Here is a 13,157-nt window from a genome sequence, read left to right as displayed (position 1 = left end):
TCCCGGGCTCGGCCCGGGCTCGTGCGTTGTGCGTACGGTCAGGAGCGTAGGGCGGCGCGCCGCGGTCGCGGCAGTCCCGACCGTCGCATCCCGTCTCGACATCTGTCGAACGGGGTGCGGCGCTGTCAGGCGGGGATGGCCTCCGTCGCCGCACGCGCGGTGGCGCGCAGGCGCCGCGCGCTGACGTCGAGGCGGCTCATCTGGATGAGGCCCTGCGAGAGCGCGACGATGTGGGCGGCGAGGGTGTCGGCTCCGGGATCGTCGGGGAGGCGGTCGCGCACGGCCTGCTCCATGGCGGTGGTCGTGGCGCTGCCGATGCGTGCGACCTCGGGGTGCTCGGAGGCCAGCTCGCCGATGCTGTTGATCATCAGGCAGCCGCGCCGGTCGGGCTGGCCGGCGCAGTCGTCGACGATGGCGGCGAGCAGCCGCTCTGCGACGTCGCGGCGGGAGCCGTCGCTCTCAGCGATCGCGCGGCGCACCAGATCGACCCGGGCGGCGCAGTAGCGCTCGAACACGGCGAGGAAGAGTCCCCACTTGCTGCCGTAGGCCGCGTAGATGCTGCTGGTCCCGACGCCGCTGGCCTCGGCGATCTCGGAGAGGGAGGCGGCCGCGTAGCCGCGACTCCAGAACACGTCCGTCGCCGCGTCGAGGAGCGTGCACTCATCGAATTCACGTCGTCGGGCCATTTCGTCACCGTAGCACCGCGGCTCCCGCGGCGAGGACTTGATTATGGAACCGCCATTACACAATGATGGTGCCATGACTCGTCCCGCCGCGGGCCCCTGGCCATGAACCTTCAGGACATCGTGGACGAGCTGGCCCGCAGCCTCCGGCGGTCCGTCGTCATCAACGACACCGAGTACCGCCCTGTGGCCTCCAGCGCACAGGGCGACGAGATCGATCGGCTGCGCATGGAGAGCCTGCTCCGCCGGGAGACCCCGGAGAAGGCGCGGCGCTACCTCGAGACGCTGAAGCTGGACACGCTGCGGCAGCCGATCACGGTGGATCTCGACGCTTTCGGCGGCCGGCAGCGGCTCGCGGTTCCCATCAGGGACGGCGAGCGACTGCTCGGCATCCTCTGGCTCATCGTCGGCGGCCTCCCGCCCCTCGACGGAACGGATCTGGCCAGCGTCAACGCGGCGGTCGAGCTGGCCAGGCGAGCACTGCTGCCCGAACCGGGCACGCACGGCCGCGAGCGCAGCGACGGCTCGCTGATGCGCCTGCTCGACGCCGACCCGGCCGTGCGCCGGCAGGCGTTCGCTGAGGCGGTCGGCCGCCGGCTGATCGCGCGCGGGCCGCAGACCGTGGTGCGCGCCGTGCTGCACGACGGGGAGGCCGCGCCGCTCGACCGCGCCGCCTTCGGGCGCCGGATCTCCGCCGCGCACGCACCGGTCCTCCGCTTCCTGGGGGAGTCGGAGGCCTGCCTGCTCTTCGTCGGCCGCGCCGCCGACGACGCCGCGATCGACGCCGCACTGCGGTCCGAATCGGCCCGCCGCCGTCTCCCGATCCGCGGCATCGGCTCCGCCGCGCACGCACACGACGACGACGACATCGCCGTGGCCGCCGCCCGCGCGATCGCCGCGGCGCGCCTCGCCGCCGGGCTGCCCGAGCTCGGCGGGCGGGCCGACATCGCGGACGTCGGCGGCTGGATGCTGCTGGACGCCGTCGCCGGCGACCGCTCCTCCCTCGCCGTCTTCTCACCAGCCGCTGCCGACCTGCTCGAGCACGGCGACGAGGTGCAGCGCCACACCATCGAGACCTATCTGGACGCGGGAGGCCATGCCCAGGTCGCGTGCGATCGCCTCCACATCCACCGCACCACGCTCTACTACCGGCTCGACAACATGCCCCCGTCGGTGCGCCGCGCCCTCGACGATGGCCTGCTCCGCAGCTCACTCCACCTCACCCTCAAGCTCGCGCGCCTGTGGGAGAGCACCGGCCGTCTCTAGGTGCGCGCTCGACATTCGTAGCAAGAGGTGTCGACACTCTGCACTGCCATCCGCCCTCCGCGGCCGCGTAGCTTCAGCGTGTCAGCGAAACCGCGAGAGAAGAAGGAAACAGACGATGCCGTACATCACCACCACCGACGGAACCGAGATCTACTACACCGATCAGGGCACCGGGCAGCCCATCGTCCTCAGCCACGGCTGGCCGCTCAGCTCGGACGCCTGGCAGCTCGAGCTCAAGCTCTTCGCCGATGCCGGCTACCGCACCATCGCGCACGACCGCCGCGGCCACGGCCGCTCGTCCAAGACCTACACCGGCAACGACATGACGACCTACGCCAAGGACCTGTCCGAGCTCGTCGAGGCCCTCGACCTGCACGACGTCATCCTGATCGGCCACTCCACCGGTGGTGGCGAGGTGGTCCGCTACGCGGCTCAGTTCGCCAACGGCCGGGTGGCGAAGGTCATCACCGCCGGCGCCGTCCCGCCGCTGATGGTCAAGACCGACGCCAACCCGGAGGGCGCCCCCATCGAGGTGTTCGACGGCATCCGCGAGGGGGTGCTGAAGGACCGTTCGCAGTTCTACCAGGACCTCGCCGTCTCCTTCTTCGGCTTCAACCGCGACGGCGTCGACCGCTCCCAGGGCCTGATCGACGACTTCTGGCGCCAGGGCATGCTGGTCAACCTCGCCGCCGCGTACGACTGCGTCAAGGCGTTCAGCGAGACCGACCAGACCGAGGACCTCAAGGCGCTGGACGTGCCGATCTTCATCGCCCACGGCGACGACGACCAGATCGTCCCGATCGTCGCGGCGGCCGAGAAGTCGATCACGCTGGTCAAGGACGGCACCTTGAAGGTCTACCCGGGCGCCTCGCACGGCATCTGGGGCGCCTACCAGGAGCAGCTCGACAAGGACATCCTGGCCTTCATCACGGGCGAGGACTTCGAGAAGTAGGCCTCCGGCGCGGCCAGGCGGCCCGCCTTCGCACGGCCCCGCGGACCTGCGCCGCGGGGCCGTGCGCTCGTACCGGCCCGACCCGATCCCCACCTGATCCCCTCGAGGAGGCGGCCATGAACCCGGCCCTGGCACCGCTGCGCGTACGCATCTTCCGCGTCCTGTGGCTCGCCGGAATCGTCAGCACCATCGGCAGCTGGATGCAGACCGTCGGCGCGCAATGGCTGCTGATCGAGCACGGCAGCCCGGCCGCCGTTGTCGCACTCGTGCAGACCGCCGCCTCCGCCCCGGTGCTGCTGCTCGCGCTGCCGGCCGGCGTGCTGGGCGAGTTCCTCAACCGCCGCACGGTCCTGATCGTCGTGCAGTCGGTGCAGCTCGCCGTCGTCCTGGTGCTCACCGGCCTCACGATCGCCGGGACGATGACGCCCGCCCTGCTGCTGGTGCTCACGTTCCTGCTCGGCGCGTGCTCGGCTGTGCAGCTCCCCGCGTACCAGGCGATCGTGCCCGACATCGTCCCCCGTCCGCTGATCTCGGATGCCGCGGTGCTCTCCTCCATCGGCGTGAACGTCGCCCGCGCGATCGGGCCCGCCGCGGCCGGTCTGCTGGTCGCGCAGCTCGGCGTGGCTTCCGTCTTCCTGGCGAACGCGTTGTCGTTCGCGGTGTTCCTGGGTGCTCTGCTGCTGTGGCGCGGGTACGAGCCGCCGCGCGGGCGGCCGGAGCGTTTCCTCGATGCGACCCGCGCCGGCCTCCGGTACATCCGCCACGCCGGCGTCATCCGCGGCCTGTACCTGCGGCTCGCGCTGTTCCTCCTGCCCGCGAATGCACTCTGGGCCCTGCTGCCGGTGGTCGCCAGCGGCACGTACCGGATGGGCGCGGGCGGCTACGGTCTGCTTCTGGCCGCGCTCGGCGTCGGCTCGGTCGCGGGAGCCTTCGTGCTGCCGCCGCTGCGCAGGCGCCTCAGCGCCAGCGCCGTCGTCTCGCTCTCGGCCGCCGTGTTCGGCGCGAGCATGGTCGGGATCATCCTGCTCCCGTCGCTTCCCCTCGTGCTCGCCGTGCTCGTGGTCGCCGGCATCGCCTGGATCGGCGTCATCGCCACGATCAACGGCACGGTCCAGTCGTTCCTGCCGGTCTGGGTGCGCACGCGCGGACTCTCGATCTACCAGCTCGTGCTCTTCGGGATGACCGCTGTCGGCGCCGCCGTCAGCGGCGCCATCGCCGGACCGCTTGGCGTGGGTCCGGTGATGGTCGGCTGCGGTGTGCTGCTCGTGCTGCTCGCCGCGGTCGGGGCCGCGCGCCCCTCCGTCTCGCCCGCGGGCAAGGGGCGGGGGATCGTGCCGCTGCCGCTGACGGATGTGCCTCCGGTGCTGGCGGAGACGGAGACGGAGGACGGGGGCGCTGCCTCGACGTCCTCCGCCGCCTCCGGCGCCGCCCGGCCGACCGGCGCCGACCGCGACCACGCACCGGTCCTCGTGCTGGTGCGCTACACCGTGCCAGACGAGCGCCGCCCCGAGTTCGAGAAGCGGATGGCGCTGGTCGCGCGCACCCGCCGGCGCACAGGAGCCCGCGATTGGTCCCTCTATGCCGATCGGGAGGACCCGGCCGTGATGGTCGAGGCGTTCACCCTCGGCTCGTGGCAGGAGCACGTGAGCCAGCACCTCGATCGGACCACCGAGTACGACGCCGGGGTCCTGGAGCGGGCCAAGGAGCTGGCCGTGGACGATCCCGTCGCCGAGCATCTGATCGCCCTGCCGGTGCCGTCGAGGAGGCGCGCATGACCGCGTACCCGGCATTCAGGCGAAGTTCGACGTACGGTCCCGAGCGGCTCGCTTCGAGCGGATCGACGCGTCGCTGACGTCATACCTGAGCGAGAACGCCTGACCGACGGCCGGCGGCCGACCCTTGCGGAGCAGTGAGCCGCCATGATGGCCTTGCCCTCGTGAGCTTCTTCCCGGCAGACCCGCCCGACGACGAGCCGGAGGGTGCAGACCACGTGCCGGCACCGTGGTGGAAGCCGTCGGACGAGGAACTCCCGGCACCCTTCCCGATCGGCGAGACGATCGCCCTCACCGAGCGCGTCGCACTGATCCTCACGATCGCGCGCGTCTACAGCAACGGTGTCGAACTCGTCGTCGAGCGCCGCGTCCGCCGCGGAGACTCGAGTCGTCGAGACTGGCAGGAGCTGCAGTCGCGGATGCACGACCACTTCGGCCGCTTCGATCCCGAGCGGCTGCGGTACGGCGTCGTTCTCGGAGACGGCCAGAAGCTCATCCTCGATCTGGCGCCCGGGCTCCACGGCGTCGCTCCCGAGAGGCACGCGCTGACGCACACCCGCGGCAACGGTGGCGGATCGGAGGACTTCTCCACGTTCGAGGACGGGATGTGGCTCTGGCCGCTGCCGCCGGAAGGGCCGCTCGAGGTCGTCGCGCAGTGGCCGGCCTTCGGTGTTCCGGAGTCGCACGTGGTGCTCGACAGTGCGCCGCTGCGCGAGCTCGCATCACGAGCGCGGCCCGTGTGGGGCGAGTAGTCGCCTACCGGCCACGGCCGATGCGACGTCGGCGCAACTCGGTGACCAGCACTCCGTCGCCGTACCGGGTCGTGGTGATCAGGTCCCAGTCCGTCTTGTCCGGCGTCTCCCCCCAGAGCCGCTTGCCGTAGCCGAGGATGACGGGGAACTGCATGAGGTGCACCTCGTCGACCAGGTCGAGGGCCAGGAGCGACTGCACGAGGGTGATGCTGCCTGCCACCGAGATGTCGCCGTCGATACGCTCCCTCAGGCGCTCGACCTCCTCCGCCAGGTCTCCGGTCAGCACCGTCGTGTTGTTCCACGCCGGGTCGCTGAGGGTGCTGGACACGACATACTTCGGCATCCCGTTGTACTTGTCCGCGAGTTCTCCTTCGTAGTGCGGCCATGCCGCAGCGAATCCGTCGTAGGTCGCACGACCGAGCAGGAGGGCGGCCGAGGCGAGCGCTTCCTCCTCTTTGTAGCGCTCGCCCTCCGGCCCGCGGTCGAAGGCGAAGCTCCAGTTCGGGTACCGGAAGTCGGCGCCTCCCGGCGCCTCCACGACGCCGTCCAGCGAGATGAACTCGGTCACCACGACGCGTCCCATGTCAGGCCGCCCCGGCGAAAGCGCGCAGCTCGGGAGCGAGCACCTCGGCGGTGGCAGAGTGGTTCTCGCCGGGAACCGGCTTGAGGGCCGCCGTCGGCAGCAGATCGGCGACGGCTCTGGCACCCGAGACGAGGAAGGGCCAGGTGCTGTCGCCGTGCATGACCAGAACCGGGATGTCGACGCGGTCCCAGCGTTCGGCGTTCAGCGGTGATCCCGACATCGCGTCCCCGATCTGGCGTCCGTCGTACGAGAGGGTCGGAGCGACCGCCTCGAGCCCCGGCCACATGTCGCTGCCGCGCATGCCGGCCACGAACTCGGGCGGCATCAGCACGGAGGCGGTGAGGAAGAGCTCGACCGCATCGCCCGGCTCACCGGCAGCGATCGCCGCCTCGACCCGTTCGACGTAGTCGGCGGGAAGCGGCGGCCGCGAGTCGTCGGCGACCGCCGGCGGTTCGAAGAGGGCCAGACGTGCGATCGGCACGCCGGCCTGCGCCGCATTCAGCGCGAGGAACCCCGCCGACGACCAGGCGAAGACGGTGGCCGGGCGGCCGGCGCCCGGTCCGGCGATGATCGCCGAGAGGTCTTCGAGCTCCCGCTCGATCGCGTACGGGGCCGTGTCGCCGCTCTCCCCGCGCCCGCGCCGGTCGTAGCTGATGACCCGGAACGCGTCGGCGAGGAGCTCGCCGACCTTCGCATTCTCCGGAGTGACCGCGCGGTACGCGGTCGCGCCATCGATGATGACGATCGGGTCGCCGTCGCCCCACGCCGAATAGGCGAGGGTGGTTCCGTCGGCCGACGTGACAGTGCCGTTGGGCATTTCTCTCCCTTTCATGGTGCCGGTGGCTTTCACCGCAACGCACTCAGGCTAGGAAGCACCCGGCTCCTCCTGCTTGTACAGAAGCGACAGGGGATCGGCCGTGCGGTGCGGGTCCTGCAACTGGGTCGCCGTCCGCCCGATGAAGCGCCGCAGCGCACGAGCGAGATGGGGCTGGTCGTAGTAGCCGAGCCGGTGCACGACATCGAGCGCCGGGATCCCCGCCTGGATCAGGATCGCCGCCTCACGCGCCCGGTCGATCTGCCTGATGGCACTCTGCGTCAGACCGGTCGCCTTGCCCACGCGGCGCTGGACCGAACGAGACCCGACCCGCGCCAGGCCTCCCCAGACCACCTCTTCGACCAGGGGATCGCGCACGAGAACCCCTGCGCGCACCAGTTTGTCGACGAACTGCTCGGCAGTGTCGTACCCCGGAAGCTCCCACTCCTCCCCGGCGAGCACGAAGGAGCGCTCGGTCGCCCGGACGCTCTCGGTGCCGCCATCCACGATGGCGGCAACGGGCAGGTGGGGCATGGAGACGCCGTGGGCGAAGGCGATGCCGAGCGACGCCGAGTCGCCCCGGAGTTCGGCCGTGGACGCCGCGGTCTCGGGACCTCGCGCCGCAGCGTGCACGGTGCCGGACTCCTCCCAGAACACCAGCTCCCAGGTGGAGGTGGCGACCGATGTCATCGTCTCCGTGCCCGACGCCCGTCCCCGCCAGACCCGTTGAATGTATCGGGAGTCCGAGGCCCGGTCCTCGCTCTCTATGGGCATGGCCGCTCCTGCCTTCCTCGATGGCGGCCGTCGGAAGGCTGCGGCGCGCGTTCGCTCCCACCCAGCGACGCGATCCAGGCCGCGCGCCCGCTCGTCACGAGCACCGTCCACCACCAGGCGGACGCGCGCAGGACAGCCGAGGAGTATCCATACGCGCAGCATTGCACATCGGCGGACCGTCGAAGGGCCGGCGCGGTCCTCGCTCGTGCGCGACGGTCAGGAGGCGGACCGTCGGCCGCCGATCACCGCGGGAGGCAGCCGAGCACGTCCCTAGTGCGCGCTCCAGCCGCCGTCGACCGGGAGCACCGCCCCGGTGAGGTACGCGGCGTCCGGGCTGGTGAGCAGCAGCGCCGCCGGCACCAGCTCCCGCGGGTCCGCCCAGCGCCCCAGCGGAACCTCGTGCTGCAGGAAGCGGCGCACCTGCGGGTCGGTCTCGACTCCCTCGTTGAGCGGCGTCCGGAACGGACCGGGCGCCAGTGCGTTCACGGTGATGCCGGACGGCGCGAACTCGACGGCCAGGCTCCTGGTCAGCTGGACGACCGCCCCCTTGCTGGCGGCATACGCGGACCGGTCCGCCGCGCCGACCAGGCCGACCGCGCTGGCCAGCGTGACGATGCGCCCGTAGCCGGCCGGCCGCATCAGGCGGAACGCGGCACGGCAGGCGAGCCACGTCCCGGTGACGTTCACGTCGAGGCAGGCGCGGAGCGCAGCGAGGTCGAGGTCCGAGATCGAGCCGCGCGCCTGGGCCCCGGCGCACGTGACGAGGACGTCGAGCCGCCCGAGCCGCGACCGCACCCAGCCCTCGAGGCCGTCCACATCGTCCTCCGCGGTGACATCACAGCGGACTCCGTGAACGGTGCTGCCGGTCTCCTCTGCCAGGCGCGTGGCAGCCGCGCTGGCGCGCTCGGCGCTGCGGCTGGTGACGACGACCGTCGTCCCGGCCTCGGCGAGCGAACGGGCGATCGCCTCGCCGAGGCCGGACGTGCCGCCGGTCACGATCGCCACCTGGCCGGTGCGCGCCGGGACGAGGGCGGAGTGCGGCACGGCGCTCATGATGCCTGCCCGTCCTGGCGCCGCACATGGGCGTCGATGCCGTCGATGATCCTGGCGAGGCCGAACTCGAAGCCCTCCAGGGGCGCTTCGTCGGCCAGGAACTCGGTGCTGTCGATGGTGTCCGCGAGCGCGTCGAGACGGCGCGACCGGAGTTGGCCGCCCAGGAAGGCGCGCACGGCGCGCTCGGCGGCCAGGCGGCCGGGGTTCTCGCGCCGCAGCGATGTCGGCAGGGGAGCGCTTCGGCGCAGGCCGGCTCCGTACCGGGAGTGACTGTCGAGCAGGTAGGCGCAGTCGAGGAGCTGCTGCGCGGGCATCCCGGTGGGCTGGAGGGCCGCGATGAGGGCATTCAGCCAGGCCGCGTTGTGCGGGGTCAGCGGGACGGTCGTCGGCACGTCCAGCAGCCAGGGGCGGGCGAGCAGGCGGTCGAACAGGGCGTGCGCCCACGCGGTCGCCGCCGTCTGCCAGTCGTTCGCGGGCAGCGCGGGCGGGTCGCCCCACGCGCGGTCGGCCAGGAGCATCAGGAGCTCGTCCTTGGAGCCGACGTAGCGGTACAGCGCGTTCGTCGAGAGGCCGATGGCGGAGGCGACGTTGGGAAGCGACACCGCGACCAGCCCGCGCTCGTCCGCCAGTGCCGTCGCGGCCGCGATGACCTCGTCGACGCTGTGCGCCGGTTTGGGGCCGCGCCGGCCCGCGGACGCGACGACGCCCCAGGCGGCCGCGAGGCCGGGTGGGAGAACGTCGAAGTCCACCGGGTCGCGTGCCGTCATGCGGCCATCCTGCCAGAATCCGGCACAAAACGGTGGACTATCGACACAGTTTCCCCTTATTGTGTACGCCATGAACACTTCATTGCATACACAGATAGTTCTTCCCGCTGCGGCACGGCGCTGGATCGGCTTCTCCGCCATCGCCGGCGCGGTCTTCGCGATGGCGGAGCTCCCGCTCTACTTCGTGGTCCCGGCCTGCGACGCGGCGACCTGCGGCGTGGACACCGGAAGCCCGATGCCCGACGGCCTGATCCTGGCCCGCACGCTGTTCAACTTCATCGCCCTCACGCTGTTCCTGGTCTTCATGACGGGAGTCCGCCCCCTGATCGCCCGGGCCGATCCGCGGTACGAGTGGTTCGGGGCGCTCGCCGGCACCGCCGGCATCGCGTGGACCATCGTCGACATGGTGGCCAAAGGACTGGAGGGCGGCAGCGCCATCCGGGCGACGGCCTGGATCGACCCGACCCGCGTGGTGCCGACCTATCTGCTCTACGGATCCATCTCGCACCTGATGCTGTTCGTCTTCGGCGTCGCCTTCGGCTACGCCGTGCTGCGCAGCGGCGCGCTGCCCCGGTGGGTCGGTTGGTCGTCGTTCGCGATCGCCGCCCTCCACCTGGCCGGAGTGCCCTCGATGTTCTTCGGCTACAACTCCTCGGAGTTCTATGCCGCCAACGGCTGGGGCGCGGTCGCCATGTTCAACGGAATCGCCGCGATCTGGCTGGCGGCCGTCGGCGTGGCCGTTCTGGTGGCGAAGCGGCCAGGCGGGGACGCGGAACCGGCGGCGCGCTGACCGGTGCCGCGGTCGGCCGTGCGGGATTCCGCCTCGCGGAGCAGCCGGCCGGCCTCGGCGTCAGGCGGGCCGGCTCTCCCCGGTCGCGGACTGCCGGGCGTCGCGCGCAGCGACGGTGTGGCCGAAGAGCACCGCAGCGGCGATCAGGGCCGCCGCGACGAACAGGCCGGCCGCGAGGTGCACGCGCAGCAGGACGGCGCCGGCGAAAGCGCCGGCCGCGATGAGCGCGATCGCGAGGACACGCCGCGGCCAGCGCTGCCCCGTGCGCAGCCCGAGCCAGGAGTCGGCGGCCAGTCCGGTGATGGTGGAGGTGACGACCACCGTCGTCACATCCGCGACCGACAGGTGCCGCGCTGCCGCCGCCTGCAGCCCCATCGCGAAGGCGATCCCGCCGGTGATGGTGAGTGCGACGGGCTCCGCGGGCCTCCCGGCGACGGTTGCGAGCGCTCCGGTGCCCGCGACGACGACCGCCACGACGGCGAACATCGTGGTGGTGCGCCGGGTCCAGCCGGTGCCGGCCGTGCGCAGGACGCGTCCGGACACGATCGCCCCGACCAGGAACGCGGCCAGGGCGAGCGCGGGGCCGACGACGGGCAGGCTGTCCGCACCGGCCAGCGCCATTCCCAGGATCACGACGTTCCCTGTCATGTTCCCGGTGAACACCCGGTCGAGGCCGAGATAGCCGACCGCGTCCACGATCCCGGTGGTGAACGTCAGGGCGAGCATCGGCGCGAGATGCGCGATGCGCTGGAGGACGGACGGCCTGCGCGTCTGCTGCTCGGTGACAGGGGTGGACATCATTCTCCTTCGCGGCGGGTCCGGCCCTCCGCCAGCGCGGTGGCCAGCTGAAGCATACGTGCGATCAGCGCCACATCGTCGCCACGACGGCCGACGAGGCAGAGGCCGCCTGCCTCGCCGCGCGGCCCGAGCCGCGGCGCACTCACGGGGGGGCGCGCGCAGCGCACCTGTGCGTACGGTGGGCGGCGGGATTCAGTTCGCGCGCGTTCGCCGCGGGATGCGGCTGAGCCGGCCGGGGATCGCCAGCATCGGCACCCGCGACCGGCGGGCCCCGGACCGCCTGCGGGACCGCGGCGAGAGCGCCGAGGCGATGCCCTGCGCGAGGTACTGGCCCAGGATCGCCCCGGCGGCCAGCGCGGCGGCGACCGCCGCCGCGGTGAGCGCGCCGATGAGACCGCCCACCGATGCCCGCGCCAGCTCCATCAGCCCGTTGAAGAGCACGACTCCGGGGAGGAGCGGGACCAGGGCGGTGACGACGACGCAGAGGACGGGAACCCGGCTCACGTGGGACAGCGGCACCGCCGCGGCTCCGACCAGCACGGCGACGCACGCGGACGACCACACCGTGCCGAAGTCCCGCGCCGTCAGCAGCAGGTACAGCGCCTCGCCCGCGACGGCGGCGAGCGCGGCGGCCCACACGGCCCGCCACGGCAGCCGCACCGCGACGGCGAAGCCGACCACGATCACGGCGGCCGCCGCGATGGTCGCCGCGACGCCATTGCCCGCCTGCGGTCCGGTGACGGTCAGGTCCAGCCGGATTCCGAACCCTCGGCTGAGAACCAGCGAGGTCGCGATCACCCCGGCGGCGAGGCCGACGGTGGCGACCGTGGCCTCGGCCAGTCGGGCGATCCCGGTCAGGTAGAACCCGGTGAGCGTGTCCTGCACGCCCCCGAACACCGTTACCCCGGCGAGCAGAACGATGATGGTCGCGACGACGATCAGCGCCGCAGACGACTGCGGCGCGACCAGCCGGACCCCGGCGGCGGCCAGCGGCCCGACCACGCCGCCGGCCAGGCACTGGTAGAACAGCGGGACGCCGCGGCGGCGCAGCCAGGCGGTCGCCGCGTCGAGCAGCAGCGCGGCAACGAACGCGACGGCCGCCACCAGTGCATCCCCGCCGAGCAGAAGCGCCGTGCCGGCGCCGACGACGCCCCAGCCGACCCGGCGCAGCCAGGCCGGGCCGGCGGTGGGAGCGGACAGCAGCCGCACCAGTCGGTGCCGGGCCGCGTCGAGCGGCACCCGCCCGTCGGCGATCTGGGTGAACAGCCGGGAGGCGGAGGTGAGCCGCCCGTAGTCGGTGCCGCGGCCCCGCACGATCCGGCTCCTGGCGAAGGTCTCATTGGTCGCCGGGTTCGACCAGGACAGTGTGAGCACGGTGTGTGTCACGTCCGGCTCGGCGTTGCGGACTCCGTACACGCGGGCGACCGTCGCCATCACCGTCGTGGTGTCCGCGGCGCCGGCGCCGGAGGTGAACAGCACCTCGGCCAGCCGGATCGCCAGGTCCAGGATCTCGCGCGTCCGGCCGGGGACGTCCAGGCGTCGCCCGCTGCCGTCGTCTCGATCGCTGGTCACGGCGCCAGCCTAGATGCGGCGCGCGGGGCCGTCGATCCCGCAGCGTCCCGACAGCGCTAGCCGCCGAGAACCGGCTCCGGCGGGTGCAGGAAGAGCAGCGCGACGCCCCACAGCAGGACGCTCGCGCCGAGCGAGACCAGCGGAGCGATCCAGGTGCGGCCGCGCGCGGTGATGGCGACGGCCAGGGTGGCGATCGGGGCCAGCAGCAGCGGGAGCAGGGCGCCCAGGCACGACAGCTGGAGAGCCGGGCCCATCCGGGAGAGCTCGTCCCTGCCGATGGTGGGGCCGCCGATCGTCAGGGCGAGGCTGAGACCGACCATGATCAGCACGAATGCGACCACGCCGTGCAGCAGGAGCAGCAGGACGGCGGTGAGCACCGGCCGCCGCTGCCGGAGCGGGGCGGCGGTCGTCGTCATGGCGGCCATCGTAGCGAGGCGGACGGGCGGCCGCCGTCCCGCGACGGTGGGGTGGGGGGGCCGGCGGGGGGGCCCCCCCCCCCCCAGCCCCGGGGGGCCGGGCCCCGCGCCGCGGGCCCGGGTGCCGGGGGGGGGGGGGGGGGGCGCCCCGCGCGCCCAACCCCC

The 13,157-nt window shown here is 72.6% G+C and carries 14 protein-coding genes; 5 read left to right on the top strand and 9 right to left on the bottom strand.

Annotated features, from left to right (window positions below; all coding sequences use genetic code 11):
* Positions 1-125: 125 nt before the first annotated feature.
* A complete protein-coding gene (locus tag ACTHMF_RS06485; RefSeq protein ID WP_440316766.1) occupies positions 126-686 on the bottom strand; it encodes a TetR/AcrR family transcriptional regulator in 561 nt (186 codons plus the stop codon).
* Positions 687-788: 102 nt separating this feature from the next.
* Between ACTHMF_RS06485 and ACTHMF_RS06480 the strand changes: the two genes are divergently transcribed.
* The 4 genes from ACTHMF_RS06480 to ACTHMF_RS06465 all read left to right on the top strand — a co-directional run bounded on the left by ACTHMF_RS06480 (position 789) and on the right by ACTHMF_RS06465 (position 5,425).
* Complete coding sequence (locus ACTHMF_RS06480; RefSeq protein WP_440316765.1) at positions 789-1,949, top strand: helix-turn-helix domain-containing protein; 1,161 nt, start codon at positions 789-791, stop codon at positions 1,947-1,949.
* A 115-nt stretch (positions 1,950-2,064) separates the two neighbouring features.
* Positions 2,065-2,901, top strand: coding sequence for an alpha/beta fold hydrolase (locus ACTHMF_RS06475; RefSeq protein ID WP_440316764.1), 837 nt, complete (start codon positions 2,065-2,067; stop codon positions 2,899-2,901).
* 116 nt (positions 2,902-3,017) lie between these two features.
* Positions 3,018-4,676 carry an MFS transporter gene (locus ACTHMF_RS06470; protein WP_314147778.1) on the top strand — a complete coding sequence of 553 codons (1,659 nt, stop codon included), beginning with the start codon at positions 3,018-3,020 and terminating at the stop codon, positions 4,674-4,676.
* Positions 4,677-4,837: 161 nt separating this feature from the next.
* Positions 4,838-5,425, top strand: coding sequence for a hypothetical protein (locus tag ACTHMF_RS06465; RefSeq protein ID WP_440316763.1), 588 nt, complete (start codon positions 4,838-4,840; stop codon positions 5,423-5,425).
* Positions 5,426-5,429: 4 nt separating this feature from the next.
* On the opposite strand, the gene ACTHMF_RS06460 is transcribed toward ACTHMF_RS06465, so the two are convergent.
* From ACTHMF_RS06460 to ACTHMF_RS06440, 5 genes are all read right to left on the bottom strand, one after another.
* Positions 5,430-6,008: a dihydrofolate reductase family protein gene (locus ACTHMF_RS06460; RefSeq protein WP_440316762.1), complete on the bottom strand. Its 579-nt coding sequence runs from the start codon at positions 6,006-6,008 to the stop codon at positions 5,430-5,432.
* Position 6,009: 1 nt separating this feature from the next.
* A complete protein-coding gene (locus ACTHMF_RS06455; protein WP_440316761.1) occupies positions 6,010-6,825 on the bottom strand; it encodes an alpha/beta fold hydrolase in 816 nt (271 codons plus the stop codon).
* Positions 6,826-6,873: 48 nt separating this feature from the next.
* Entirely contained in the window at positions 6,874-7,512 is a 639-nt protein-coding gene (locus tag ACTHMF_RS06450) for a helix-turn-helix domain-containing protein (RefSeq protein WP_440316760.1), read from the bottom strand.
* Between the two features lie 354 nt (positions 7,513-7,866).
* Positions 7,867-8,649, bottom strand: coding sequence for an SDR family NAD(P)-dependent oxidoreductase (locus tag ACTHMF_RS06445; protein ID WP_440316759.1), 783 nt, complete (start codon positions 8,647-8,649; stop codon positions 7,867-7,869).
* A complete protein-coding gene (locus tag ACTHMF_RS06440; protein ID WP_440316758.1) occupies positions 8,646-9,416 on the bottom strand; it encodes a TetR/AcrR family transcriptional regulator in 771 nt (256 codons plus the stop codon). Before ACTHMF_RS06440 ends, ACTHMF_RS06445 begins: the two co-directional genes overlap by 4 nt.
* 70 nt (positions 9,417-9,486) lie before the next feature.
* Between ACTHMF_RS06440 and ACTHMF_RS06435 the strand changes: the two genes are divergently transcribed.
* Positions 9,487-10,206 (top strand): hypothetical protein, encoded by a 720-nt coding sequence (locus ACTHMF_RS06435; RefSeq protein WP_440316757.1) that lies wholly within the window; start codon positions 9,487-9,489, stop codon positions 10,204-10,206.
* A 60-nt stretch (positions 10,207-10,266) separates the two neighbouring features.
* Here ACTHMF_RS06435 and ACTHMF_RS06430 read toward each other — a convergent pair whose 3' ends face one another.
* The 3 genes from ACTHMF_RS06430 to ACTHMF_RS06420 all read right to left on the bottom strand — a co-directional run bounded on the left by ACTHMF_RS06430 (position 10,267) and on the right by ACTHMF_RS06420 (position 12,992).
* Positions 10,267-11,007, bottom strand: coding sequence for a YoaK family protein (locus ACTHMF_RS06430; protein WP_440316756.1), 741 nt, complete (start codon positions 11,005-11,007; stop codon positions 10,267-10,269).
* Positions 11,008-11,196: 189 nt separating this feature from the next.
* Positions 11,197-12,576 (bottom strand): threonine/serine ThrE exporter family protein, encoded by a 1,380-nt coding sequence (locus ACTHMF_RS06425; RefSeq protein WP_440316755.1) that lies wholly within the window; start codon positions 12,574-12,576, stop codon positions 11,197-11,199.
* Between the two features lie 56 nt (positions 12,577-12,632).
* Entirely contained in the window at positions 12,633-12,992 is a 360-nt protein-coding gene (locus ACTHMF_RS06420; RefSeq protein WP_440316754.1) for a hypothetical protein, read from the bottom strand.
* Positions 12,993-13,157: the final 165 nt, after the last annotated feature.

The sequence above is a fragment of the Leifsonia sp. genome, assembly GCF_051955155.1.
Classification (GTDB): Bacteria; Actinomycetota; Actinomycetes; order Actinomycetales; family Microbacteriaceae; genus Leifsonia.
This window is presented reverse-complemented; position numbering and strand designations above follow the sequence as displayed.